The sequence below is a fragment of the Mumia sp. Pv4-285 genome (genome assembly GCF_041320275.1).
Classification (GTDB): domain Bacteria; phylum Actinomycetota; class Actinomycetes; order Propionibacteriales; family Nocardioidaceae; genus Mumia; species Mumia qirimensis.
In genome coordinates this window covers 2,121,190-2,145,744 of the sequence record NZ_CP162023.1, presented here as the reverse complement: position 1 = coordinate 2,145,744, position 24,555 = coordinate 2,121,190, and the positions used below count along the sequence as shown (strand labels likewise).

General features: G+C 72.0%; 23 protein-coding genes and 1 riboswitch. Of the genes, 2 read left to right on the top strand and 21 right to left on the bottom strand.

Annotated elements, in window-relative coordinates:
• Positions 1–3 precede the first annotated feature (3 nt).
• The 3 genes from AB3M34_RS10330 to rpe form a co-directional block, all read right to left on the bottom strand.
• Positions 4–603: a riboflavin synthase gene (locus tag AB3M34_RS10330; RefSeq protein WP_370619612.1), complete on the bottom strand. Its 600-nt coding sequence runs from the start codon at positions 601–603 to the stop codon at positions 4–6.
• Entirely contained in the window at positions 603–1,652 is a 1,050-nt protein-coding gene (gene ribD / locus AB3M34_RS10325; protein ID WP_370619610.1) for a bifunctional diaminohydroxyphosphoribosylaminopyrimidine deaminase/5-amino-6-(5-phosphoribosylamino)uracil reductase RibD, read from the bottom strand. Before ribD ends, AB3M34_RS10330 begins: the two co-directional genes overlap by 1 nt.
• A gap of 117 nt (positions 1,653–1,769) precedes the next feature.
• Positions 1,770–1,898, bottom strand: a riboswitch (FMN riboswitch).
• Positions 1,899–1,961: 63 nt separating this feature from the next.
• A complete protein-coding gene (rpe, locus tag AB3M34_RS10320) occupies positions 1,962–2,633 on the bottom strand; it encodes a ribulose-phosphate 3-epimerase (protein ID WP_370619608.1) in 672 nt (223 codons plus the stop codon).
• 39 nt (positions 2,634–2,672) lie between these two features.
• Between rpe and AB3M34_RS10315 the strand changes: the two genes are divergently transcribed.
• Positions 2,673–3,407 carry an SDR family oxidoreductase gene (locus AB3M34_RS10315; protein ID WP_370619606.1) on the top strand — a complete coding sequence of 245 codons (735 nt, stop codon included), beginning with the start codon at positions 2,673–2,675 and terminating at the stop codon, positions 3,405–3,407.
• A 37-nt stretch (positions 3,408–3,444) separates the two neighbouring features.
• On the opposite strand, the gene AB3M34_RS10310 is transcribed toward AB3M34_RS10315, so the two are convergent.
• Both AB3M34_RS10310 and fmt read right to left on the bottom strand, forming a co-directional pair.
• Positions 3,445–4,815 (bottom strand): RsmB/NOP family class I SAM-dependent RNA methyltransferase, encoded by a 1,371-nt coding sequence (locus tag AB3M34_RS10310; RefSeq protein ID WP_370619604.1) that lies wholly within the window; start codon positions 4,813–4,815, stop codon positions 3,445–3,447.
• Positions 4,808–5,731 carry a methionyl-tRNA formyltransferase gene (fmt, locus tag AB3M34_RS10305; RefSeq protein ID WP_370619602.1) on the bottom strand — a complete coding sequence of 308 codons (924 nt, stop codon included), beginning with the start codon at positions 5,729–5,731 and terminating at the stop codon, positions 4,808–4,810. Before fmt ends, AB3M34_RS10310 begins: the two co-directional genes overlap by 8 nt.
• A 72-nt stretch (positions 5,732–5,803) precedes the next feature.
• On the opposite strand from fmt, the gene AB3M34_RS10300 reads away from it, so the two are divergent.
• Complete coding sequence (locus AB3M34_RS10300; protein WP_370619600.1) at positions 5,804–6,859, top strand: S66 family peptidase; 1,056 nt, start codon at positions 5,804–5,806, stop codon at positions 6,857–6,859.
• Positions 6,860–6,889: 30 nt separating this feature from the next.
• Here the strand turns inward: AB3M34_RS10300 and AB3M34_RS10295 are convergent, their stop codons facing one another.
• From AB3M34_RS10295 to AB3M34_RS10220, 16 genes are all read right to left on the bottom strand, one after another.
• Positions 6,890–8,914, bottom strand: a complete 2,025-nt coding sequence (locus AB3M34_RS10295) for a primosomal protein N' (RefSeq protein ID WP_370619598.1) — start codon at positions 8,912–8,914, stop codon at positions 6,890–6,892.
• A 12-nt stretch (positions 8,915–8,926) separates the two neighbouring features.
• Positions 8,927–10,120 carry a methionine adenosyltransferase gene (gene metK / locus AB3M34_RS10290; RefSeq protein WP_370619596.1) on the bottom strand — a complete coding sequence of 398 codons (1,194 nt, stop codon included), beginning with the start codon at positions 10,118–10,120 and terminating at the stop codon, positions 8,927–8,929.
• A gap of 61 nt (positions 10,121–10,181) precedes the next feature.
• Positions 10,182–11,402, bottom strand: a complete 1,221-nt coding sequence (gene coaBC / locus AB3M34_RS10285; protein WP_370619594.1) for a bifunctional phosphopantothenoylcysteine decarboxylase/phosphopantothenate--cysteine ligase CoaBC — start codon at positions 11,400–11,402, stop codon at positions 10,182–10,184.
• Positions 11,403–11,423: 21 nt separating this feature from the next.
• Entirely contained in the window at positions 11,424–11,714 is a 291-nt protein-coding gene (gene rpoZ / locus AB3M34_RS10280; RefSeq protein ID WP_370619593.1) for a DNA-directed RNA polymerase subunit omega, read from the bottom strand.
• Positions 11,715–11,723: 9 nt separating this feature from the next.
• A complete protein-coding gene (gene gmk / locus AB3M34_RS10275; protein ID WP_370619591.1) occupies positions 11,724–12,335 on the bottom strand; it encodes a guanylate kinase in 612 nt (203 codons plus the stop codon).
• Positions 12,336–12,339: 4 nt separating this feature from the next.
• Complete coding sequence (mihF, locus tag AB3M34_RS10270; protein ID WP_370619590.1) at positions 12,340–12,660, bottom strand: integration host factor, actinobacterial type; 321 nt, start codon at positions 12,658–12,660, stop codon at positions 12,340–12,342.
• A 215-nt stretch (positions 12,661–12,875) separates the two neighbouring features.
• Positions 12,876–13,241 (bottom strand): hypothetical protein, encoded by a 366-nt coding sequence (locus AB3M34_RS10265; protein WP_370619588.1) that lies wholly within the window; start codon positions 13,239–13,241, stop codon positions 12,876–12,878.
• Between the two features lie 155 nt (positions 13,242–13,396).
• Complete coding sequence (gene pyrF / locus AB3M34_RS10260) at positions 13,397–14,209, bottom strand: orotidine-5'-phosphate decarboxylase (protein WP_370619586.1); 813 nt, start codon at positions 14,207–14,209, stop codon at positions 13,397–13,399.
• A gap of 10 nt (positions 14,210–14,219) precedes the next feature.
• On the bottom strand, positions 14,220–15,185 hold the full coding sequence (locus tag AB3M34_RS10255) for a dihydroorotate dehydrogenase (RefSeq protein ID WP_370619585.1): 966 nt from the start codon (positions 15,183–15,185) through the stop codon (positions 14,220–14,222).
• On the bottom strand, positions 15,182–16,027 hold the full coding sequence (locus AB3M34_RS10250) for a dihydroorotate dehydrogenase electron transfer subunit (protein ID WP_370619584.1): 846 nt from the start codon (positions 16,025–16,027) through the stop codon (positions 15,182–15,184). Before AB3M34_RS10250 ends, AB3M34_RS10255 begins: the two co-directional genes overlap by 4 nt.
• Positions 16,024–19,341, bottom strand: coding sequence for a carbamoyl-phosphate synthase large subunit (carB, locus tag AB3M34_RS10245; protein WP_370619582.1), 3,318 nt, complete (start codon positions 19,339–19,341; stop codon positions 16,024–16,026). Before carB ends, AB3M34_RS10250 begins: the two co-directional genes overlap by 4 nt.
• Complete coding sequence (carA, locus tag AB3M34_RS10240) at positions 19,341–20,528, bottom strand: glutamine-hydrolyzing carbamoyl-phosphate synthase small subunit (RefSeq protein ID WP_370619580.1); 1,188 nt, start codon at positions 20,526–20,528, stop codon at positions 19,341–19,343. The genes carB and carA overlap by 1 nt, the downstream gene beginning before the upstream one ends.
• Positions 20,525–21,826, bottom strand: coding sequence for a dihydroorotase (locus tag AB3M34_RS10235; protein WP_370619578.1), 1,302 nt, complete (start codon positions 21,824–21,826; stop codon positions 20,525–20,527). The genes carA and AB3M34_RS10235 overlap by 4 nt, the downstream gene beginning before the upstream one ends.
• The gene (locus tag AB3M34_RS10230; protein WP_370619576.1) at positions 21,823–22,800 is read right to left on the bottom strand and encodes an aspartate carbamoyltransferase catalytic subunit; all 978 of its coding nucleotides are present in this window, start codon (positions 22,798–22,800) and stop codon (positions 21,823–21,825) included. The genes AB3M34_RS10235 and AB3M34_RS10230 overlap by 4 nt, the downstream gene beginning before the upstream one ends.
• On the bottom strand, positions 22,800–23,402 hold the full coding sequence (pyrR, locus tag AB3M34_RS10225) for a bifunctional pyr operon transcriptional regulator/uracil phosphoribosyltransferase PyrR (protein ID WP_370619992.1): 603 nt from the start codon (positions 23,400–23,402) through the stop codon (positions 22,800–22,802). Before pyrR ends, AB3M34_RS10230 begins: the two co-directional genes overlap by 1 nt.
• A gap of 131 nt (positions 23,403–23,533) precedes the next feature.
• Positions 23,534–24,553, bottom strand: a complete 1,020-nt coding sequence (locus AB3M34_RS10220; protein WP_370619575.1) for a glycine betaine ABC transporter substrate-binding protein — start codon at positions 24,551–24,553, stop codon at positions 23,534–23,536.
• Between the last annotated feature and the right edge of the window lie 2 nt (positions 24,554–24,555).

Genomic DNA, 24,555 nt, shown 5'->3' with positions numbered 1-24,555 from the left:
GCATCACACCTCTCCACCCGACGCGAGCATCCGCTGGACGTACTTCGCCAGCACGTCCACCTCCAGGTTCACCGGCGCGCCCGGCTGCTTGGTGCCCAGCGTGGTCGCGTCGAGCGTCGTCGGGATCAACGACACGGTGAACGAGTCGGGGCCGACGTCGACGACCGTCAGCGAGGTGCCGTCGACGGTGATCGATCCCTTGGGGACGAGGTAGCGGCCGAGATCGGCCGGGAAGGCGATCTCGACGACCTCCCAGTGCTCGCTCGGTGTCCTCGCACGCACTTCGCCGGTGCCGTCGACATGACCCTGCACGATGTGACCGCCGAACCGGCCGTCGGCGCGCATGGCCCGCTCCAGGTTCACCGGGTCGCCGACCGCCAGCGCACCCAGCGACGTCTTGTCGAGCGACTCCTTCATCACGTCGACGGTGAACGACTCCGTGTCGTGGTCGGTCACCGTGAGGCAGCACCCGTTCACGGCGATCGAGTCACCGTGGGCAGCGTCGGACACGACCAGCGGACCGCGGACCGTCAGACGGATCGCATCGTCCTGCTCCTCGATCCCGGCGACGCTGCCGAGCTCTTCGACGATTCCGGTGAACATCAGGATCGGTCCTCATCTGTGAGTGCCGCCGTACGCGGGCGGGCGGTGAGCCGCAGGTCGGGTCCGACCCGGGCGACGTCGGTCACGTCGAGACGGACCTGGTCGGCGATGGTGTCGATGCCGGTGCCGCTCAAAGCTGTCGCACCGGCGCCCAGCAGCGCAGGCGCCAGGTAGGCGACGACCTCGTCCACGGCGCCGGCCGCGATGAACGCTCCGGCGAGGCGTGGCCCGCCCTCGAGCCACACGTGACGGATCTCCTGCGCAGCCAGCGCCGCGAGCGCCGTGCCGACGTCGCGGGTCTCGAGGTGCAGGAACGGTGCCTCGTCGTCGCGGACCCGCGCCTCGGCCGGGACGACGCTCTCCCCCATCACGACCCGGGTCGGCTGGACGGCGTACGGAAGAGGTGCGTCCTCGTCGTCGCGCAGCGTCAGGCGCGGGTCGTCGACGCGCACCGTGCCCGTGCCGACAAGGATGGCGTCGCACGCGGCACGCAGGCGCTGGACGTCGAGACGGGCATCGGGTCCGGAGATCCATCTGCTCGTCCCGTCGGCGGCTGCGCTGCGCCCGTCGAGGGTCGCCGCGAACTTCCAGGTCACGAACGGCCGCCCGGTGCGTACGGCGTGGGTCCAGGCGACGTTGAGCCGCTCCGCCTCGGCGGCGAGCAGGCCGCCCTCGACCTCGACCCCGGCCCCGCGGAGGCGGTCGGCACCCCCCGCCGCGACGGGGTTCGGGTCTTCTGCGCCGTACACGACGCGCGTGACGCCGGCGGCGATCAAGGCCTCCGAGCACGGGCCCGTGCGTCCCGTGTGGTTGCAGGGCTCCAGCGTGACGACGGCGGTGGTGCCGCGCGCGCGATCGCCGGCCCGAGCGAGGGCGTCGGCCTCGGCGTGGGACGTACCGGCTCCGCGGTGAGCGCCCACCGCCACGACCTGCCCGTGGGCGTCGAGGAGGACGCAGCCGACACGGGGGTTCGGGAGCGCCTTCTCGACGGCTTCGCGGGCAGCCTCGAGTGCGCGGCGCATCGCCGCCTGCTCGTGGTGATCGGCCACCGGAGCGCCCTTCCGTCGTCGTGACGCGGGCTCCGGGGATGACGAGACTGACCGCCCCGCCCCGACAGGTCGACTGATCAACACCAACCGATCAACGACCTGGCAGCACGAGGTGTTTGCGCGTTCCTCCCATCCGGACTTTCACCGTCGGTCCTGGAGTTGCACCAGGTCAACCAGTCACCCGAAGGCTCGTGGCTCGCGGACTGTCACCGCCGGCTCGGAATTGCACCGACCCCGGAGCACGCAATGCTCTTGGACCCAGTGTACGAGGGGGCGGGACCACGCACGCACCGGTCCGGCCGTTGAGACTCAGGCGTGGCGGTGCGTCGCCTCGGCCGCGGCGTCGCGCAGCTGGTCGACCATCGTCGCGGGGTCGTCGGCCCCGAACACCGCGGAGCCGGCGACGAACGTGTCCGCGCCCGCCTCGGCGCAGCGCTCGATCGTGCTCGCGGAGACCCCACCGTCGACCTGGAGCCAGATGTCGCCGCCGTGCTTGTCGAGGAGCGCCCGCGTCCGGCGGATCTTCGGAAGCATGATGTCGAGGAACGCCTGTCCGCCGAAGCCGGGCTCGACCGTCATCAGCAGCACCATGTCGAGCTCTGGGAGCAGGTCTTCGTACGGCTCGATCGGTGTCGCGGGCTTGAGACCCATCGAGGCCCGCGCTCCCTGCGCGCGCAGCTCCCGAGCGAGGCGTACGGGGGCCGCCGCGGCCTCGACGTGGAAGGTCACGCTCTGCGCGCCCGCCTCGGCGTACGCGGGTGCCCAGCGGTCCGGGTCGGCGATCATCAGGTGCGCGTCGACCGGGACGGCGGTCACCTTGCTGATCGCCTCGAGCACCGGGAGGCCCAGCGTCAGGTTGGGGACGAAGTGGTTGTCCATGACGTCGACGTGGACCCAGTCCGCGTTGGCGATCCGGGTGACGTCGCGCTCGAGGTTGGCGAAGTCGGCGGAGAGGATGCTCGGCGAGATGCGCAGGCCCATGGGCGACAGGCTAGCCGGGACCGCCGATACGCTGCGCAGGTGACTACCGCGGGTGTCGTCGTCGTGACAGGGGCCTCGCGTGGCCTGGGTGCGTTCATCGCGCGACGGCTGGCGGCCGACGGCTGGTCGGTGGCGGTCAACTACCGTCGCGGCCGCGAGGCCGCGGACGGTGTCGTCGAGGACATCCGCGCCGCTGGAGGTGTGGCAGAGGCGTTCGCTGCCGACGTCGTCGACGAGGGCGAGGTTGCGCGCCTGTTCGGCGAGGTCGCCGACCGGCTCGGGCCCGTGACCGCCGTCGTCGCCAACGCGACCGGCCCGCAGCCGTCCGCCGGGGTGGAGGAGCTCACCTGGCGCTCCCACCTGGACCAGCTCGAGTTCTTCGTGAAGAGCCCGACGCTGCTCGTCCAGGCGGCGCTCCCGTCGATGCGGGAGGCAGGCGGAGGCCGGGTCGTGATGATCGGGTCCGACATGACGACGCGTGCGCTGCCGCGCGCCTCGGCGTACGTCGCGGCGAAGACCGCGCAGATCGGTCTGACGAAGGTCTGGGCCAAGGAGCTCGGCCCGGCAGGCATCACGGTGAACCTCGTGGAGCCCGGCTGGATCCCGGTCGAGCGCCACTCCGGCGCAGACACCACCGCGTACGCGGCCGAGGTGCCGATGGGCAGGATGGGCACACCCGACGACGTCGCCGCCATGGTGGCCCACCTCGTCTCCGACGCCGGCGGTTTCGTCACCGGGCAGCAGATCACCGTCAACGGCGGCCACGTCCTCTGACGTTCGCGAGCGAACACACCGAGAGTGGCTCGCGAAGCTAGTCGATGCGCCGCAGGACGGCGACGAACATCGCATCCGTCCCGTGCAGGTGTGGCCACAGCTGGACGTACGGGGCGCTGCGGTCGAGGTGCGGCACGTCCGGGAGCACGGTGGCAGCGTCGACGAGCTCGACGTCGTCGCGCGCGGCCAGGGTCGCCTCGACGATGCCACGCGTCTCGCGCAGGTGTGGCGAGCAGGTCGCGTACGTCACCAGGCCCCCGACGCGCGTCAGGTCGATCGCGTGGTCGAGCAGGTCACGCTGCAGCGCGGTCAGCGACTCGAGGTCCGACGGCTGTCGGCGCCACCGTGCCTCGGGACGCCGGCGTAGCGCTCCGAGGCCCGTGCACGGCGCATCGACGACGACCCGGTCGAACGGCGCAGCAGCCTCCAGCGTCCTGCCGTCGTCGACCGACACGTCCGTGTTGTCGAGCAGGCGCACGGCCGACCGGACGAGCTCCGCGCGGTGCGGCGTGATCTCGTTCGCGACCAGGCTGCCTCCGCGTCCGGCAGCGATCGCGCCGAGCAGCGCCGCCTTGCCGCCGGGCCCCGCACAGAGGTCGAGCCAGCGGTCGTCCGCGCCGTCGACCGGCGCAGACGCGCCGACGATCGCCACCAGCTGCGAGCCTTCGTCCTGGACGCCGATCCGGCCGTCGCGCACGCCGGGAATGCTGCCGGGGTCTCCGCCGGCGATCCGGAACGCGTACGGCGACCACTCCCCCGGCTCACCGTCGAGACCGGCGATGTCGTCCGGTTCCGCGAGGCCAGGGCGCACCACGAGCGTGACCTGCGGAGCCGCGTTGTCCGCCGCGAGCAGCGCCGGCAGCTCGTCGGCCGCCTCGCCCAGCGCGTCGCGGAACGCCTCGACCACCCAGCGCGGGTGCGCATGGACCACCGCGAGGTGGCCGACCGGGTCCTCGCCGTACGGCGGTGCGACCCGCTCCAGCCAGGTCTCCAGGTCGGCTGCCGCCACCCGCCGCAGGACCGCGTTCACGAAGGAGGCGGGCCGATGACCGATCACCGCGCGCGTGAGGTCCACGCTCGTCGAGACGGCGGCATGGCTGGGTACGCGCATCGCGAGCAGCTGGTGGGTGCCGAGCCGGAGCACGTCACGCACGGGTGCGTCGATCCCCTTCGGCGCAAGCGTGTCGAGCACGGCGTCGTACGTCCTCGAGCGGCGGATGGTGCCATGGGTCAGCTCGGTGGTGAACGCGGCGTCGCGGCCGGTGATGCCGTGATCGCGCAGCAGACCGGGAAGCAGGAGGTTGACGTACGCGTCCTGCTCCTCGACCGCGCGCAGCACCTCCCACGCCACCTTGCGGGTGGGATCGACGCGCTGACGCGTCTGGGGGCGGTCACGACGCTCAGCCAAGGCGGGCTCCCGGGTCAGGGCGTACGCCGCGCGCCCAGTCGGCGGCGGCCATCGGCTTCTTGCCGTGCGGCTGGACCTCTCCGAGGCGCACGTCGGTGGTCCCGGTCCCGACCCGCACCTCCGACTTCGAGACGCCGACCTCACCGGGCGACAGGTCGGCCTCGTCGAGCACGGTGACAGGGCCGACCTTCAGCCGCTCCCCCGCGTACGTCGTCCATGCTCCCGGAGCGGGCGTGCAGCCGCGGATCCGCCGGTCGACGCCGAGCGCGGGGACCGCCCAGTCGATCGCCGCGTCCTCGGTGGTCAGCTTCGGTGCGTACGAGAGGCCGTCCTCGGGCTGCGTGCGCGCCTCGATGTCGCCCGCCTCGAGATGGTCGATGACGTCCACGAGCAGGCCTGAGCCCACGTCCGCAAGGCGTGCGAGCAGCGTGCCTGCGGTGTCCTCGGGTCGGATGCGCTCCGTCAGGAGCCCGAACACCGGCCCCGCGTCGAGCTCAGGCACCAACGAGAACACCGACGCCCCCGTCACCTCGTCGCCCGCGATGAGTGCGTGCTGGACCGGGGCGGCACCGCGCCACGCCGGAAGCACCGAGAAGTGCAGGTTGACCCAGCCGAGCTTCGGGATCGTGAGCACGTCGGCGGGGATCAGCCCGCCGTAGGCGACGACGGGCGCGCAGTCGGGCGCGATCTCGCGCAGACGCGCCACGAAGTCGGGGTCGCTCGGACGCGGTGGCCGGAGCACCTCGATGCCGAGGTCCAGCGCCCGCTCGGCCACGGGCGACGGGCGGAGCGTACGACCGCGGCCGGCGCGCGCGTCGGGACGGGTGACGACCGCCACGACCTCGTGGGCGCTGGCGACGAGGGCATCCAGGGCAGGCAGCGCGACCGCGGGGGTCCCGGCGAAGACGAGTCTCACGCCCACAGCCTAGGGGGCGGCCCGCGGCGAAACCCGGTCGCTCCCGGACCGCTGCGGTGGTGGAGTAGCGGTATGGACGCGCCGATGCACCCGCTCATCCGTCCCCCGAAGGCCCGCCCGGGTGACCGCGTCGCCGTGCTCTCTCCGTCGTGGGCGGCGCCGGCGCACTTCCCCGCCGTGCACGAGCAGGCCGTGCGCCGGTTGCGTGAGCTCACCGGTCTGGAGCCGGTCGAGTACCCGACCACCCGCGCCGACTCCTCGCCCGAGGCGCGGGCGCACGACGTCAACGCCGCCTTTGCCGACCCCGAGATCCGCGCCGTCGTCGCCACGATCGGCGGTGACGACCAGATCACCGTCGTACGGCACCTGGATCCGGCACTCGTCCGGGCCGACCCGAAGCCGTTCCTGGGCTACAGCGACAACACGAACCTGCTCAACTGGCTGTGGGTGAACGGCGTGGCCGGCTTCTACGGCGGGTCGACGCAGGTCCACCTCGGTCCTGGTCCGGGCGTCGACGCGGTGCACGCCGCGTCGCTGCGGGCAGCCCTCTTCTCGGGCGGCACGCTCGAGCTGACCGACCCGGGCGAGTCCGAGGACCTCGGACGGCCGTGGACGGATCCGGCCTCGCTGACCTCGTACGGCGAACGCGAGGCCACCGAGCCGTGGACCTGGCACGGCCCCGAGCGGGTCGTCACCGGTCGCACGTGGGGAGGCTGCCTCGAGATCCTCGAGTGGATCCTCACGGCGGACCGCTTCCCGTTGCCGGCCACGGTGCTCGACGGCGGCGTCCTGCTCGTCGAGACGTCGGAGGAGCTCCCGACCGCTCAGGTCGTCGGCCGGATCCTCCGGTCGATCGGAGAGCGCGGGATCCTGTCGGCCGTGGACGCCGTCCTCGTCGGCAGGCCGCCGACCTCGGACCTCGAGCACCGCCCGCCTGCCGAGGAGCGTCGCCGCCTCCGCGACGCCCAGCGCGACGTGGCGGTCGCGACGGTCGCTGCGTACAACCCGGACGCTGTGGTCGTCGTCGGCATCCCGTTCGGCCACACCCGCCCGCAGTGGATCCTCCCGTACGGGGGCACGGTCACCGTCGACGGCGTACGACGGCGCGTCGTGGCCGACTACGGCTGAGCCCGCTGCAAGTGCGGCGCCGCCGGACGCTCAACCGAGGGACTGCGGGTCGATGGTGATCCGGTACGGCCTGAGCTTGCGGACGGAGCGCTCGGCCTGCGCGACCTGGAGGCGCCGCGCGAGGCCTGCGCCCTCCGCCCGCGGGACGGCCACGATGAGCCGGCCCCAGGGGTGCTCCTCCTCGGGGTCGGGCGCTCGCAGCTCGACCGGTCCGAGGACCTGGGCCGGCTGCGGCCACGGACCGTGGACCAGGTCGCGCAGCGCGGGCAGCTCGCCCTCGACCGCGGCGAGGCGTACGGCCGGAGGAAGCCGGGCCTCGAGGCGCGCGGCGAGCTCGCGCTCGGCGTGGCCGACCGGGTCGGCGCGGACGAGCGCCTGAAGCACCGGCAGCGACGGCTCTCCGACCGCCACGACCTGCCCGCCGGCGCTCGAGGGACGGACCAGGGCCGCGGCGTTCAGCCACCTGCGCAGCGACTCCTCGTGCGTGCGCAGGTCGGGTCGTGCCAGCGCGGCGCCGGTGTCGAGGAGGAGCGCTGCGGCGTACCCGCCGTCGGCGTGCGGCTCGGCCCCGGGAGTGGCCACCACGATCGCGGACTCCGCCGGGACCTCCGACAGGACCGCGTCTCCGACCGAGCTGCGCACCCGGACTCCGGGGAAGGCACGACCGAGCTCTTCGGCGGTGCGACGCTCCCCCGTCACCGGAGCCCGCAATCGGCGTCCGCCGCAAGCCGCGCACGACCAGTCGACGGCTGCGGTCCCGCACCAGCGGCACCGCGGCACGTCGCCGGCACCCGTCTGCGCGAGCGGACCGGTGCAGTGCGCGCACCGGGCCGGTGTGCGGCAGTCCTGGCACGCGAGCGCCGCACGGTACCCGGCACGAGGCACCTGGACGAGGACGGGCCCCGACGCCAGGCCCGAACGCACGGCGGCGAACGCAGCGCCGGGGACGCGGGCCGCCTGCAGGGCCCCGGCGCCCGCGTCGACGGAGATCCGCGGCCAGCTGGTCCGTCGCTGGGCCATCGGCGCAGTGAGCGAACGGCACCAGCCGGAGGCGACCAGCTGCTGCGCCTCGGCCGTCCGCGCGTAGCCGCCGACCAGCACGGCGCAACCCGAGTCCCAGGCTCGGGTCAGGAGGACCTCCCGGGCGTGCGGGTACGGGGCGCGGGGCTCGGCGAGCAGGTCGTCGCCGTCGTCCCAGACCGCGACGAGACCCAGGTCGTGGACCGGCGCGAACGCGGCCGCCCGGGTCCCGACGACCGCGCGCACCTGCCCCCGCGCGAGGGCCAGGAACGCGGCGTACCGCGCCGACGGGCCGAGGTCGGCGGTCAGCACCACGTGCCGCCCCGGGCCGAGGACCTCCCGGAACACCGCGTCGGCGCGCGCGACGTCGGCCACGTCGGGGACGCACACCACCACGCCGCGGCCGGAACGCAGCGTCGCGTCGACCGCCTGCGCGAGAGCCCGCTCCGGCGGTTCCGGGGGCAGCGCACTCCAGACTGCGCGCGGCGACTCGCCGGCAGCCAGCGCGTCGACGAAGCCGTGGCCACCCTCGTACGACGCCCACGCGTCGGCGGTGGGAGCTCCGAGCGGGTCGGGCGCGACGTCAGGCCCGGGCTTCTTCTCGGCCCGCGCATGCCGCGGGGGAACGGCGAGACGCACCACGTCGGCGAACACCCCGGCGTACCGGTCGGCGACCTCCCGGCACAGGCGTACGACGTCGGGCCGCAGCACGACCTCGCTCGACAGCACCCGCGAGATGCGTCCGAGCCTGCCCGTGTGCTCGGTCGACGCGGCGCGTTCGAGGACGAAACCCCCCACCTGCTTGCCGGCGAACCGCACGACCACCCGGCAGCCCGGAACAGCGGCCTCGTCCAGATCAGCGGGCACGAGGTAGTCGAACGGCCGGTCGAGGTGCGCCAGGCTCACGTCGGCCACGACCCGCGCGATGGGCAGCTCTGCGGCTGCGCCCGCGAAACGCGGATCCGATGCAGACGGCGCCGGCGCAGGAGCGACCTCCTGCACCAGCGCCGGCTGTGCGTCCTGCTTCTCTGTCACCAGGGGGTCGGATCAGGCCCCTGCAGCCGCACGAAGCACGTCGGCGCGGTCGGTGGCCTCCCAGGTGAACTCCGGGAGCTCGCGACCGAAGTGACCGTACGCGGCAGTCTTCGCGTAGATCGGGCGCTTGAGATCGAGGTCTCGCACGATCGCGGCGGGGCGGAGGTCGAAGACCTCGAGCACGGCCTTGCGGATCTGCTCGACGGGAACCGTCTCGGTGCCGAAGGTGTCGAGGTAGAACCCGACCGGGTGGGCCTTGCCGATCGCGTAGGCGACCTGGACCTCGACCTTGCGGGCGAGGCCTGCGGCGACGATGTTCTTGGCGACCCACCGCATCGCGTACGCGGCGGAGCGGTCGACCTTGCTCGGGTCCTTGCCGGAGAACGCGCCGCCGCCGTGGCGGGCGTAGCCGCCGTAGGTGTCGACGATGATCTTGCGACCGGTCAGGCCGGCGTCGCCCATCGGGCCGCCGATCTCGAACTTGCCGGTCGGGTTGACCAGCAGCCGGTAGTCGGAGTGGTCGATCGCGAAGCCGTCGAGGACCGTGTCGACGACGTGCTTCTTGATGTCGGGAGCGAGCATCGCCTCGAGGTCGATGTCGGCGGCGTGCTGGGTGGACACCACGACGGTGTCGATGCGGACCGGCACGTCGTTGTCGTCGTACTCGATGGTGACCTGGGTCTTGCCGTCGGGGCGCAGGTAGGGGACGGTGCCGTCCTTGCGCACCGCCGTGAGGCGCTCGGCGAGGCGGTGCGCGACCGTGATCGGCAGCGGCATCAGCTCGGGCGTCTCGTCGCACGCGAAGCCGAACATCAGGCCCTGGTCGCCGGCACCCTGGCCGTCGAGCGGGTCACCGGAACCCTCGGCACGCTCCTCGTAGGCGGCGTCCACGCCCTGCGCGATGTCGGGCGACTGCTGACCGATGGTCACCTGCACGCCGCACGACTCGCCGTCGAACCCCTTGGTCGACGAGTCGTAGCCGATCTCGAGGATCCGGTCACGGGCGATGCGTGCGATGGGAGCGTAGGTCTTCGTGGTCACCTCGCCGCCGACGAGAACGAGTCCCGTCGTCACGAAGGTCTCGCAGGCCACGCGGGACTGCGGGTCCTCGGCGAGGAGCGCGTCGAGCACGCTGTCGCTGATCTGGTCGGCGATCTTGTCCGGGTGACCTTCGGTCACGGACTCGGAGGTGAACAGGCGGCTCACTGGGTGTCCTTTCAGCTGCCGAAAGAGTTGACGCCCCAGGCTATACCCGAGGGGCTACGGATCAGGCCTTGTCCACACGCTGAGCGATCGAATCCCAGATCGCGTGCGCGATGGTGAGCTTGGCGCCGAGCGGGACGTGGGTCGCCGTCCCGTCGTCACCAAGGACGACGACCTCGTTCTCGGGCCGGTCGAACGCCTTGCCGCCGCTGACGTCGTTGACCACGAGGAGGTCGCAGCCCTTGCGCGCGAGCTTGGCTCGCGCGTGGTCCAGGACGCTCGCGGTGTCGTCGCCGGTCTCGGCCGCGAACCCGACGATCAGCGGCGAACGGCGGTCCTGACGTTCGTCGACCAGCGCCCGGAGGATGTCCGGGTTCTGGACGAGCGTGATGTCCGGAACGGTCCCGGCGTCGTCCTTCTTGATCTTCGCGGTCGCCACCGTCGCCGGCCGGAAGTCGGCGGGAGCGGCGGCCATGACCACGGCGTCGGAGGCACCGCTGCGCTCGAGCATGGCGTCGTACAGCTCGGCGGTGGTCTCCACACGCACGACGTCCACTCCTGCAGGGACGGGTACGGCGATGTTGGCGGCGACGAGCGTCACCTTGGCGCCACGGGACGCGGCGGCCTGCGCGATCGCGACACCCTGGCGTCCGGACGAGCGGTTGCCGAGGTAGCGGACCGGGTCGAGGTACTCACGGGTGCCGCCTGCGCTGACGAGGACCCGCAGGCCCGATAGATCGGCGGTGCGGGCCTCACCGCGCTCGAGGACGGTGAGCGCGGCCTCGACGATGTCGGCCGGCTCAGGGAGGCGTCCCTTGCCCGTGTCCTTGCCGGTCAGCCGGCCGACAGCCGGCTCGAGTACGACGACACCCCGCGACCGCAACGTCGCGACGTTGGCCTGGGTCGCAGGGTGCTCCCACATCTCGGTGTGCATCGCCGGTGCCATCACGACGGGACAGCGAGCGGTGAGCAGCGTGTTGGTGAGCAGGTCGTCGGCGAGGCCGTGAGCCGCCTTCGCCAGGAGGTCGGCGGTGGCCGGGGCGACGACGACGAGGTCGGCGCTCTGCCCGATCGCGACGTGCGGCACCTCCGGCACCGCTGTGAACACGTCCGTGCTGACCGGCTGGCCGGACAGCGCCTCCCACGTCGGCGCGCCGACGAACTTGAGCGCCGCCGCGGTCGGGACCACGCGCACGCGGTGGCCGGACTCGCTGAAGCGGCGCAGGACCTCCGCGGCCTTGTAGGCGGCGATGCCTCCGCCTACGCCCAGGACGACCGTGCTCATCGGCTGCAGACTGTCGTCAGGTCAGGCCTGCTCGGTGTCCTGGCCCTCGGTGGCGGGCTCGGCCTCGGTCTGGAGCAGACCGCCGTCGATCTCGCGGAGAGCGATCGAGAGGGGCTTCTCCTGGACGTGGGTGTCGAGGAGAGGACCGACGTACTCGAGCAGGCCCTCGCCGAGCTGGGCGTAGTACGCGTTGATCTGGCGGGCGCGCTTGGCGCTCACCAGGACGAGCTCGTACTTCGAGCCGACCTTGCTGAGCAGGTCGTCGATGGGCGGGTAGGTGATGCCTTCAGGGGCAGCCTGGGTGCCGGACACGTGGTGGCCTCACAAGAGAGTGGTGGGTGTGCCCCGGACGACGTCCGGGGGATTCTCGATCAATGCTACCAACTCGTGACACGCCTGACGGACCTCGGCGTTCACGATGGTGACGTCGAACTCGTCCTCGGCCGCCAGCTCGACCTCCGCGGTGGCGAGCCGGCGGGCACGCTCGGCCTCGTCCTCCGTCCCGCGACCGACCAGCCGGCTGACGAGCTCGTCCCACGACGGCGGCTTCAGGAAGACGAACAGGGCCTCGGGCATCGCCTCCCGCACCTGGCGGGCGCCCTGGAGGTCGATCTCCAGGAGGGCGGGGATGCCGGCGTTCAGGTGGTCGACGACGGGCTGCCGCGGCGTCCCGTAGCGGTTGCTGCCGTGCACGACCGCCCACTCGAGCATCTGCCCCTCGGCGACCAGCCGGTCGAACTCCTCCGGCGACACGAAGTGGTAGTGGACGCCGTCCACCTCTCCCGGACGCGGCGGGCGTGTCGTCGCCGACACCGAGATCCAGATGTCGGGGTGCTCGGCCCGCACTCCTGCGGCGACCGTGCCCTTGCCGACCGCGGTCGGGCCGGCGAGGACGACGAGCCGGCGTGGCGCCGGACCGTCCGCGGGTGTCATGGCGTCAGCCACGGTTGGCGAACTCGTGCTCCAACGCCGCGATCTGCTTGACCCCGAGGCCGCGGACGCGCCGCGACTCGGCGATGCCGATGCGCTCCATCAGCTGGCGGGCGCGGATCTTGCCGAGCCCCGGCATCGCCTGGAGGAGGTCGTAGACCTTCATCTTGCCGACGACGTCATTGGTCTGGCCCTCCTCGAGAACCTCCGACAGGGAAGCACCGGAGCGCTTCAGGCGGTTCTTGATCTCAGCGCGCTCCCGGCGCGCGGCCGCAGCCTTCTCCAGCGCGGCCTGGCGCTGTTCAGGGGTGAGCGGAGGAAGAGCCAACGTGGGTCACCTCGTACGGGTCGGTTCGATGCAGTGAACTTAGCGAGGGCGTCCGCACGGCGGCAACCAGAGGTCGCCGCGGCGTTCGCGAGCCGCCGACAGCCTAGTCGGCGAGCGCGGGATCAGCGCGCAGAGGGTCGGAGGACCGACGCCGACCGACGGTCTTCCCGGGAGACCCGGGAGGACCGCCGGCCGCGGTCTCGGTCGAGCGTGGCTCAGTTGAGCTCTTCGAGGTCGATGTCGCAGGTGTCCTTGACCTGCTTGACGATCTGGTCGCTGGCCTCGCGGATCTTGTCCTGGTCGAGGTCCTCGGCGGCGCTCGTGTCGCCGCCCTGGAGGGTCTCGATCGAGCTGACCAGGGTGTCCCAGTTCTCCTTGGTCTCGCCCGACGCCTCGTCGCGAACCTTCTTGAGGCTGTCGATGGCATCGCCGAGGTCGTCGGCGGCGGCGACGTCGTTCAGCTTCTTGCCGGCTGCGTCGACGGCGTCGCAGTAGGCCTCGTCGCTGTCGCCGCCTCCGCAGGCGGCGAGCGTGGCGACGGCGAGCGTGGCGCTCGCCAGGGCGAACGTGAATCGGCGCATGGGTGGTGCTCCTTGGTGTGCGGCCGCGGGGCGGCCAGGTGTGGTCGTCGGAGTCCGCGTCCGCGGAGACCAGCACAGCGACCGGGTCAAGGGACGTCGCCGCACGGCGGTTGCCACCCTAGCGGGGTGCCGGCTCAACGAGCCACGGGTGTCCGTCAGCCGAGCTCGTCGCGCACCGCGCGGACGGCCTTGCGCAGCGCTGAGACGTCCGGCCCAGCGGACAGGATGCCCCGGGAGCTGGCCGGCAGGACGTGGTCCCAGACCGGTCCGAAGAGACGGCGCAGGTCGGCGACCGTACCGCCCTGGGCGCCGAGTCCCGGGATCAGCAACGGCCCGTTGATCGCGACGTCCTCGGTCAGCTCCCCCACCGTGGCCCCGACGACGGCGCCGTACGACCCCTGCGGCGTCGCGCCCGCGTTCCGCTCGCGCAGGTGGTCGAGCATGGCGCCCGCGACCGTCCGCTCGCCGATCCGGGCGTGCTGGACCTCCGGGCCCTCGGGGTTGGAGGTGAGGGCGAGGACGAAGACCCCTCCCCCGTTGCGCTCGGCCGCGGTCAGGAACGGGTCGAGGGAGCCGAAGCCGAGGTAGGGGCTGACGGTCACCGCGTCGACCTGCATCGGCGAGGCCGCGTCGAGGTAGGCGTCGGCGTACGCGGCCGCGGTCGAGCCGATGTCGCCGCGCTTGACGTCGAGCAGCACCAGCAGCCCCGCGGCGCGCGCGTCCTGGATCGTGCGCTCGAGGACCGCGACGCCGGCGGCGCCGTGGCGCTCGAAGAACGCCGACTGCGGCTTGACCACGGCGACCTCACCGGCGAGCGCCTCGATGACGGTCGACGCGAAGGTCGCGAGACCCGCGGCGTCGTCGGTCAGGCCCCAGTCCGCCAGCAGCGAGGCGTGCGGGTCGATGCCGGCGCACAGCGGGCCGTAGGTGCTGACCGCCGCGCTGAGGCGTTCTCCGAATGGTGCCACGTGTGCTCCTTCAGCCATGTGCTGCGTTCCTGACGGCGTCGAGCGACCGGATGCCGCGTACGGCGAGCTCGTCGCAGAGCTCGCGAACGACGCGCATCGGCGCGCCCGGGTCGTTGAAGATGACGGTCCCGACCTGCACGGCGTCCGCGCCGGCCAGGATGAACTCGAGCGCGTCGAAGCCCGTCCGGATGCCGCCGACGCCGAGGATCGGCAGGTCCGGCATCGCCTTGCGGATCTGCCAGACCGCGCGGACGGCGACCGGCCGCACCGCCGGGCCGCTGAGGCCACCGGTGACGCCGCCGAGACGGGGGCGCAGGGTGTCGGGGTCCATGGCGAGCCCGAGGAGCGTGTTGATGACGGTCACGCCATCGGCGCCGGCGTCGGAGACCGCACCGGCGATCGCGGCGATGTCGGTGACGTCGGGCGTCAGCTTCGCGAAGACCGGGATGCCGTCGGGGATGTGCGGGCGGCACTCCTCGATCACGCGGTACGACGACTCGGGGTCGCAGGCGAACACCAGGCCGCGGTTCTCGACGTTCGGGCACGAGATGTTGACCTCGATCGCCGCGACCCCGGGCGCTTGACCGACGCGGCGGGCCAGCTCGACGTAGTCGGCCGGCTTGTCCCCCGCGATGGAGACGACCGCACGGGCACCGCGCTGCACGAGCCACGGGAGGTCCCGCGCGAGGAACGCGTCGATGCCGGGCCCCTGGAGGCCGATCGAGTTGAGCATCCCGGAGGGGGTCTCCGCCATGCGCGGGGTCGGCCGCCCCGAGCGGGGGTTGAGCATGATCGATTTCGTGACGATCGCGCCGAGCTCGGCGACGTCGAAGAACTGGTCGAGCTCGCGCCCGGCGGCCGCGCACCCCGACGCTGTCATCACCGGGTTGGGGAGGGTGACGCCGCACAGGTCGACGGACAGGTCGACCTCGGCAGGTGAGATCGGGCCTCCGAAGTCGGCGGCTGCAGTGCTCATCGCGGGCCTCCCAGCGTGCCGGGCGGGATGGTGCCGACGGCGTCCCACCGCACGCGGTCACCGCGGAACACCGGGCCGTCGACACAGCTGCGCACCATCCGGACGATCCCGTCCTCTCCTTCGACCGGCAGGACGCAGGTCATGCAGACCCCGATCCCGCAGGCCATCGACTCCTCGACCGCGCACTGGCTCCAGGCGCCGTTGTCCTCGGCGACGTCGGCCACGGCGCGCAGCATGCCCATCGGGCCGCAGGCGTAGACGACCGCGGCGTCGGTGGTGTCGACGAGGTCGCCGAGCACGTCGGTGACGCGACCTCGCGTGCCCGTCGATCCGTCCTCGGTGGTCACGTGGACGCTGGACCCGACCTTGTTCGCGTCGAGCAGCCCGAACAGCCGCGGTGTGGTGGCGGCCCCCAGCACGAGGTGGGCGGCGCACCCGCGGTCACGCAGGGCGGTCGCCAGCGAGAACATCGGGGCCGAGCCGTAGCCACCGCCGACGAGCACGCAGGAGACGGGTTCCTTCGGCAGCGCGAACGGACGTCCGACAGGACCGACCACGTCGATCGGGTCGCCCGGCGCGAGGTCGGCCATCCAGCGGGTGCCCTTGCCGTGCGCGGCGAACACGATCTCGACCGTCTCGCCGTGCCGCCCGGTGGTGGACGTGCGGTAGATGGAGAACGCCCGGCGCAGCAGCATGCCGCTGTCCACGCCGCCGATCGCCAGCGCCACGAAGTGGCCGGGTCGCGTGTGGGTGGCGATGCCCTCGGCGGCGATCACCAGGTGGTGGTAGTCGCCGACCGGCGTACGCGAGACGACCGTCCCGGGTGCCTGCGTCGCGCTCACGCGCCGCCTCCCATCCGTACGTCGGCGGCCCACTCCTGGAGCGAGCGGACGCCAACGCCGCCCTCGCGGGCCGCCTCGATCCCTTGAACCGCTGCGGCGAGGCCTTGCACGGTGGTGATGCACGGGACCCCGGCGCTGATCGCGGCCGTACGGATCTCGTACCCGTCGACGCGCGGGCTGCCGCCGGAGGTGGATCCGTGCGGCGTGTTGACGACCAGCCGCACCTCGCCGGTCGAGATCATCTCGATCAGCTCGCGACCGCCGGCCGCCGACTCGCTGAGCTTGCGCACCACCGTCGCCGTCACGCCGTTGCGGCGCAGCACCTCGGCGGTGCCGGACGTCGCGACGATCTCGAACCCGAGGTCGGCCAGACGCTTGATCGGGAAGATCATGTGGCGCTTGTCCCGGTTGGCGACCGACACGAACACCTTGCCCGACGTCGGCAGGCCCTCCTGGGCGCCGGCCTGCGCCTTCGCGAACGCGGTGCCGAACAGGGCGTCGATGCCCATGACCTCACCGGTCGAGCGCATCTCGGGGCCGAGCAGCGTGTCGACCGTCTTGCCCTCGAGGGTCCGGAACCGGTTGAACGGCATCACGGCCTCCTTGACGGCGCTCGGCGCGTCCGGGCCCAGGTCGGCCCCGTCACCCTCCGCGGGGAGGACGCCGGCGGCGCGCAGCTCGGCGATCGACTCGCCGAGCATCAGGCGTGCGGCGGCCTTGGCGAGCGGGACACCCGTCGCCTTGGACACGAACGGGACCGTCCGCGACGCACGCGGGTTGGCCTCGAGGACGTAGAGCACGTCCGAGCTCAGCGCGAACTGGATGTTGATCAGCCCGCGGACCCCGACCCCCTCGGCGATGGCCCGCGTCGAGACGCGGATCTTCGCGAGGTCCTCGGCGCCGAGCGTGATCGGCGGAAGCGCGCACGAGGAGTCGCCGGAGTGGATCCCCGCCTCCTCGATGTGCTCCATGACGCCACCGAGATAGAGGTCGGTGCCGTCGAACAGCGCGTCGACGTCGATCTCCACCGCGTCGTCGAGGAACCGGTCGACCAGCACCGGGTGCTCGGGCGAGATCTCGGTCGCCCGCTCGATGTAGTCGGCCAAGGCTCCCTCGTCGTACACGATCTCCATGCCGCGCCCGCCCAGGACGTACGAGGGACGCACCAGGACGGGGTAGCCGATCTCGTCGGCGACCTTCTTGGCGCCCGGGAACGACGTGGCCGTGCCGTGCTTGGGCGCGGGGAGGTTCGCGTCGGCGAGCACCCGTCCGAAGGCGCCCCGGTGCTCGGCGAGGTCGATCGCGGCGGGCGACGTGCCGACGATGGGCACGCCTTCGCGCTCCAGCGCCGCGGCGAGGCCGAGCGGCGTCTGGCCGCCGAGCTGGACGACGACCCCCACCACGGGGCCGGCCTGCCGTTCGGCGTGGATGACCTCGAGCACGTCCTCGAGCGTCAGCGGCTCGAAGTAGAGGCGGTCGGAGGTGTCGTAGTCGGTCGAGACGGTCTCGGGGTTGCAGTTGACCATCACGGTCTCGTAGCCGGCCTCGGACAGTGCGAGCGAGGCGTGCACGCACGAGTAGTCGAACTCGATGCCCTGTCCGATCCGGTTCGGACCGGAGCCGAGGATCAGCACCGCCGGGCGCTCGCGCGGCTCGACCTCGGTCTCCTCGTCGTACGAGGAGTAGTGGTACGGGGTGCGCGCCGCGAACTCCGCCGCGCAGGTGTCGACCGTCTTGTAGACGGGGCGGATGCCGAGGGCGTGGCGGACGCCGCGGACGACGTCGGCGCTCATCCCCCGGATCTTGCCGAGCTGCTCGTCCGAGAAGCCGTGACGCTTCGCCTTGCGCAGCAGCCCCGGCGTGAGCTCGTCGGCGGCGGTGACCTCGGCGGCGATCTCGTTGATCAGCGCGAGCTGGTCGAGGAACCACGGGTCGATCTTGGTCGCGTCGAACAGCTCCTCGAGGCTCGCCCCGGCGCGCATCGCGTCCATGACCTTCTTGAGGCGTCCGTCGTGCGGGACGGCGATCTCGGCCAGGAGGGCGTCCTTGTCGAGGTCGACCCACTCGCGGTGCCAGTCGAAGGCGGCGTTGGGTCGCTCGAGCGAGCGCAGCGCCTTCTGGAGGGCCTCGGTGAAGTTGCGGCCGATCGCCATCGCCTCGCCGACCGACTTCATGTGCGTGGTCAGGCGCTGGTCGGCGGACGGGAACTTCTCGAACGCGAAGCGCGGGACCTTCACCACGACGTAGTCGAGCGTCGGCTCGAAGCTCGCCGGCGTCTCCCGGGTGATGTCGTTGGGGATCTCGTCGAGCGTGTAGCCGATCGCGAGCTTCGCGGCGATCTTGGCGATCGGGAAGCCCGTCGCCTTCGAGGCGAGGGCGCTCGAGCGCGACACCCGCGGGTTCATCTCGATCACGATGATGCGGCCGTCGGTCGGATCGACCGCGAACTGGATGTTGCACCCGCCGGTGTCGACGCCGACCTCACGGATCACGCCGATCGCGATGTCGCGCAGGCGCTGGTACTCGCGGTCGGTGAGGGTCATCGCCGGTGCGACCGTGATCGAGTCGCCGGTGTGGACGCCCATGGGGTCGAGGTTCTCGATCGAGCAGACGATGACGACGTTGTCGGCCTTGTCGCGCATCACCTCCAGCTCGTACTCCTTCCAGCCGAGGATCGACTCCTCCAGGAGCACCTCGGTGGTCGGGCTGGCGGCGAGGCCGGCGCCGGCGATGCGGTGGAGCTCGGTCTCGTCGCGGGCGATGCCGGAGCCGACGCCGCCCATCGTGTACGAGGGACGAACCACGACCGGGTAGCCGAGGTCGCCGACGGCCTCGAGGCAGTCGCGCATCGAGTGGCAGATGGCCGAGCGCGCGACCTCCGCGCCCCACTCCTCGGGGAGCTTCTCGACGATCGCCTTGAACGACTCGCGGTTCTCGCCCTTCTCGATCGCCTCGACCGACGCGCCGATCAGCTCGACGCCGTACTTCTCGAGCACGCCCGCGGCGTCGAGCGCCATCGCGGTGTTCAGGGCGGTCTGGCCGCCGAGCGTGGCGAGCAGCGCGTCGGGCCGCTCCCGCGCGATCACGCGCTCGACGAACTCGGGCGTGATCGGCTCGACGTACGTGGCGTCGGCGAACTCCGGGTCGGTCATGATCGTGGCCGGGTTGGAGTTCACCAGCACCACCCGCAGGCCCTCGTCGCGCAGGACGCGGCACGCCTGGGTGCCCGAGTAGTCGAACTCGCAGGCCTGGCCGATCACGATCGGGCCGGACCCGATGACCAGCACGGAGGAGATGTCGTCGCGGCGGGCCATCAGAGCGCCGTCCCTTCTGCGTCGGAGCCAGGGTTCCGTCTCGCGTGCATGAGATCGGCGAAGCGGTCGAAGAGGTACTCGGCGTCGTGCGGGCCGGCGGCCGCCTCGGGGTGGTACTGGACGCTGAACGCGAGCAGCTCGCCGTCGGCGTCACGCACCTCGAGCCCCTCGACCACGTCGTCGTTGAGGCAGACGTGGCTGACCGAGGCCTTCCCGTACGGCGTGGCGACCGAGGTGTCGAGGTCCGTGGGCCACTCGACGGCGAAACCGTGGTTGTGCGCGGTGACCTCGACCTTGCCGGTCGTGCGGTCCATCACGGGCTGGTTGATGCCCCGGTGGCCGTACTTGAGCTTGAAGGTCTGCAGCCCGAGCGCTCGCCCGAGCATCTGGTTGCCGAAGCAGATCCCGAAGAACGGCGTACGGTCGCGCAGCACCTCCTGCAGCAGTCCCACCGCGTCGGTGGTCGCCGCCGGGTCGCCCGGTCCGTTGGAGAAGAACACGCCGTCGGCACCGGTCGCGTGGACCTGCTCGAGCGTGGCGTCGGCCGGGAGCACGTGCACCTCGATGCCCCGCTCGGCCATCCGCTGCGGGGTCATCGACTTGATGCCGAGGTCGACCGCGGCGACCGTCAGCTGCTTGTCGCCGATCGCCGGCACGACGTACGGCTCGGCCGTGGTGACCTCGCCCGCGAGGTCGGCACCGCTCATCTGCGGAGCCGCCTGGACGGTGGCGAGCAGGGTCTCGGCGTCCTCGGACACCGAGCTGATGCCGACGCGCATCGCTCCCCGCTCACGCAGGTGGCGGGTCAGCGCCCGGGTGTCGATGCCACTGATGCCGACGACGCCCTGCTCGGAGAGCTCCTCCTCGAGGGTGCGGGTGGCCCGCCAGCTGCTCGCGACCCGGGCCGGGTCACGGACGACGTAGCCGGCGACCCAGATCCGGCCGGACTCGGGGTCCTCGGTGTTCACGCCGGTGTTGCCGACGTGCGGCGCGGTCATCACGACGACCTGGCGACGGTACGAGGGGTCGGTCAGCGTCTCCTGGTAGCCGGTCATGCCGGTGGAGAACACCGCCTCGCCGACGGTCTCGCCGAGGGCGCCGTACGACTCCCCGCGGAACGTGCGCCCGTCCTCGAGGACGAGGATCGCGGGCGTGCGGGACGGGCGGGTGCTCGGGACCGCGCTCATGCGGCCACCTCCTCGACGACGGTGCCGTCCAGGACGGTCGCGCGACCCCGCAGGAAGGTCGCGACGACGCGGCCGGGCAGCTCGATCCCCCGGTACGGGGTGTTGCGGGAGCGCGACACGGCGTCCTCGGGACGGATGACGCGGCGTGCGGCGGGGTCGTACAGGACGAGGTTCGCCGGCTCGCCGATCGCGAGCGGGCGCCCGTGCGCGGCGACCCGCCCGATAGCGGCGGGGCGTGCCGACATCCGGTCGGCCACGCCGGCCCAGTCCAGCAGGCCGGTATCGACCATCGTGTGCTGGACGACCGAGAGCGCCGTCTCGAGGCCGATCATGCCGAAAGCGGCCGCGGCCCACTCGCAGTCCTTGTCCTCGCTGGGGTGCGGGGCGTGGTCGGTCGCGACGATGTCGATGACGCCCTCGGCGAGCGCCTCGCGCAGCGCGGCGACGTCGTCGGCCGTCCGCAGCGGCGGGTTGACCTTGTAGATCGGGTCGTACGTCGTGGCGAGCTCGTCGGTCAGCAGCAGGTGGTGCGGAGTGACCTCGGCGGTGACGTCGATGCCGCGGGACTTCGCCCACCGCACGATCTCGACGGAACCACGCGTCGACAGGTGGCAGACGTGCAGCCGCGAGCCGACGTGCTCGGCGAGCAGGACGTCGCGGGCGATGATCGCCTCCTCGGCGACGGCAGGCCAGCCGGTCAGGCCGAGGACGCCGGAGAGCTCGCCCTCGTTCATCTGGGCGCCCTCGGTGAGGCGCGGCTCCTGGGCGTGCTGGGCGATCACGCCGTCGAACGCCTTCACGTACTCGAGGGCGCGCCTCATCAGCACCGCGTCCGAGACGCACTTGCCGTCGTCGGAGAACACCCGGACGCGGGCGGCGGAGTCGGCCATCGCACCGAGCTCGGCCAGCTTGTCGCCGGACAGGCCGACGGTCACCGCGCCGACGGGGGCCACGTCGCAGAAGCCGTGCTCGCGGCCGAGCCGCCAGACCTGCTCGACGACCCCGGCGGTGTCCGCGACCGGATCGGTGTTGGCCATGGCGTGGACCAGGGTGAAGCCGCCGGCGGCCGCCGACCGGGTGCCGGACTCGACCGTCTCGGCGTCCTCGCGGCCGGGCTCACGCAGGTGGGTGTGGAGGTCGACGAGGCCGGGCAGGGCGATCAGGCCGTCGGCGTCGATCACGTCGGCGTCGGACACGTCAAGGTCGGCGCCGATCTCGGCGATCACTCCGTCGACGATGCGCACGTCCGCGACGTCGGCTCCCAGGAGAGAGGCGTTGCGGATCACTGTGGCGGTCATGCCAGTCCTTCTGTCAGGTCGTGGGTAGCGGCTGTCTCGGGGGTGCGGGCGCCGCTCAGCAGCAGGTAGAGCGCGGCCATGCGTACGGCGACGCCGTTCGTGACCTGCTCGACGATCACCGAGCGCACCGAGTCGGCGACGTCGGCGGTGATCTCCATGCCGCGGTTCATCGGGCCCGGGTGCATGACGATCGCGTGGTCCGGGAGCTTCGCCATGCGCTTGGTGTCGAGACCGTAGCGGCGGCTGTACTCACGGGCACTGGGGAAGAACGCGGCGTTCATCCGCTCGGTCTGGACGCGCAGCATCATGACGGCGTCGGACTTCGCGAGGACGGAGTCGAGGTCGTACGAGGTCTCGACCGGCCACGACCCCACGCCGTACGGCATCAGGGTCGGCGGGGCGACGAGGGTGACCTCGGCGCCTAGGGTCGCCAGCAGCAGTGCGTTGGAGCGCGCGACGCGGCTGTGCAGGACGTCGCCGACGATCGCGACGCGGCGGCCCTCGAGGCTCCGGTCGCCGCTGGGAGCGAGGTGGCGACGCATCGTGAACGCGTCGAGGAGCGCCTGGGTGGGGTGCTCGTGCGAGCCGTCACCGGCGTTGAGGATGGCCGAGTCGATCCAGCCGGCGCGCGCGAGACGGGCCGGTGCACCGGAGGCGCCGTGGCGGATGACTACGGCGTCGGCGCCCATCGCCTGCAGCGTGAGCGCGGTGTCCTTGAGGCTCTCGCCCTTGGACACGCTGGAGCCCTTCGCGGCGAAGTTGATCACGTCGGCGCTCAACCGCTTGGCGGCTGCCTCGAACGAGATGCGGGTGCGGGTCGAGTCCTCGAAGAAGAGGTTGACGACCGTCTGCCCGCGCAGCGTCGGGAGCTTCTTGATCGGGCGCTGCGCGACGCTGAGCATCTCCTCGGCGGTGTCGAGGAGGAGGACGGCGTCGTCGCGGCTCAGGTCACCGGTGGAGAGGAGGTGTCGCATCAGGCGATCTCCCCTGGTCCGACCTTCGGGGCCGACACGATCCGGACCTCGTCGCGCTCGTCGTGACCGCTGACGGTGACCTTCACCTGCTCGGCGAGGGACGTCGGGAGGTTCTTGCCGACGAAGTCCGCCCGGATCGGCAGCTGGCGGTGCCCTCGGTCCACCAGGACGGCGAGCTGGACGGCGCGAGGCCGCCCGAGGTCGTTGAGCGCGTCCAGCGCGGCACGGATCGTCCGTCCGGAGAAGAGCACGTCGTCGACGAGGACGACGATGCGGTCGTCGAGGTCGACGGGGATGTCCGTCCGCTCGAGGGCGCGGGCCGGCTTGAGCCGCAGGTCGTCGCGGTACATCGTGATGTCGAGGGACCCGTACGGCACGGGGTGGCCGTCGACCTCGCTCATGCGCTCGGCGACCCGGCGGCCCAGCTCGACGCCGCGGGTGGGGATGCCGAGGACCACGACCTGCGAGGCACCGCGGTTCTTCTCGATGATCTCGTGGGTGATCCGCGTCAGCGCGCGGGAGATGTCGGCTGCGTCGAGCACGACGGTCGAAGCTGTGCCGGTCGATCCGGGGCCCGACGGGCCGGAACCGGACAAGGGCAGGGAATCAGAGGCGTTCGAAGACACCGACTGACCTCCTTCTCCGCCTCACGGGACGGTGGTTAAAGGATGCCTGTACGAGTCCGACCCTACACGTGTGATCCAGGTCTCCGCGGGTCCGGGGGCGCGGGTCGTCAGTCGACGAGACCCTGCTCGCGCAGCCAGTCGCGAGCGACGAGTGCGGGCTCTCCCCCGTCGACGTCGACCTTCGCGTTCAGCTCGAGCAGCACCTCGTTGGTGAGGAGGGGCTGGAGCTGCGCGAACACGTCGGCGACCTCGGGATGGTCCTCGACGAGGTCGGTCTGGATCACCGGTGCCAGGTTGTAGAGGGGGAAGAAGCCCTTGTCGTCCTCGAGGACGGTGAGGTCGAGGGCGAGGATGCGGCCGTCGGTCGTGAAGACCTCGCCGAAGTTGCACTCGCCGCGCGCCGTCGCGTCGTACACGACGCCGGTGTCCATCCGCAGCACGTTGCCGGCGGGCACGTCCTTGCCGTACTCGAGGCCGTACGTCGTCAGCATCGGCTGGAAGCCGTCCTCGCGGCTGAAGAACTCGTCCTCGACACAGAAGGTGCGCTCCGCGACCGGCAGGTCCTTGATCTCCGAGAGGCTCGTGATGCCGAGCCTCTCGGACGCATCAGGCCCCATCGCGAACGCGTACGTGTTGTTGACCGGGCTGAACGGCAGCCAGGTCAGCCCGTTGGCCAGGTCCTCGTCGTGGACCGCCTGCCACTGCTCCTGCTCGCCCTTGATCGGCTTGTCGTGACCGAGATAGCTGATCCACCCCGTGCCGGTGTACTCGGGCGACACGTCGACCGAGCCGTTGAGCAGGGCGTTGCGGACGCCGACGCTTCCCGCGATGTTGCTGCGGTTGGTGACCGTGGCGCCTGCCGTCTGCAGGATCGTCGCGTACATGTTGCCGAGGACCAGCTGCTCGGTGAAGTCCTTCGACCCGACGGTGATCTCGACGCCCTCGAGCGAGTCCTGGTGCTCGATGGCGGCGGGCTCGGCGGGAGCGATGTAGCCGTTGGCGTTCTCGAGACCGCAGCCGGCGACCAGGGCCGTGACGGTGAGTGCGGCGATGCCGACGAGGGTACGGCGCAGCGGCGGGCGGCGAGGAACGGTGTGGCGGGTGGTGCGGGTGTTGCGGGTGCGCATCA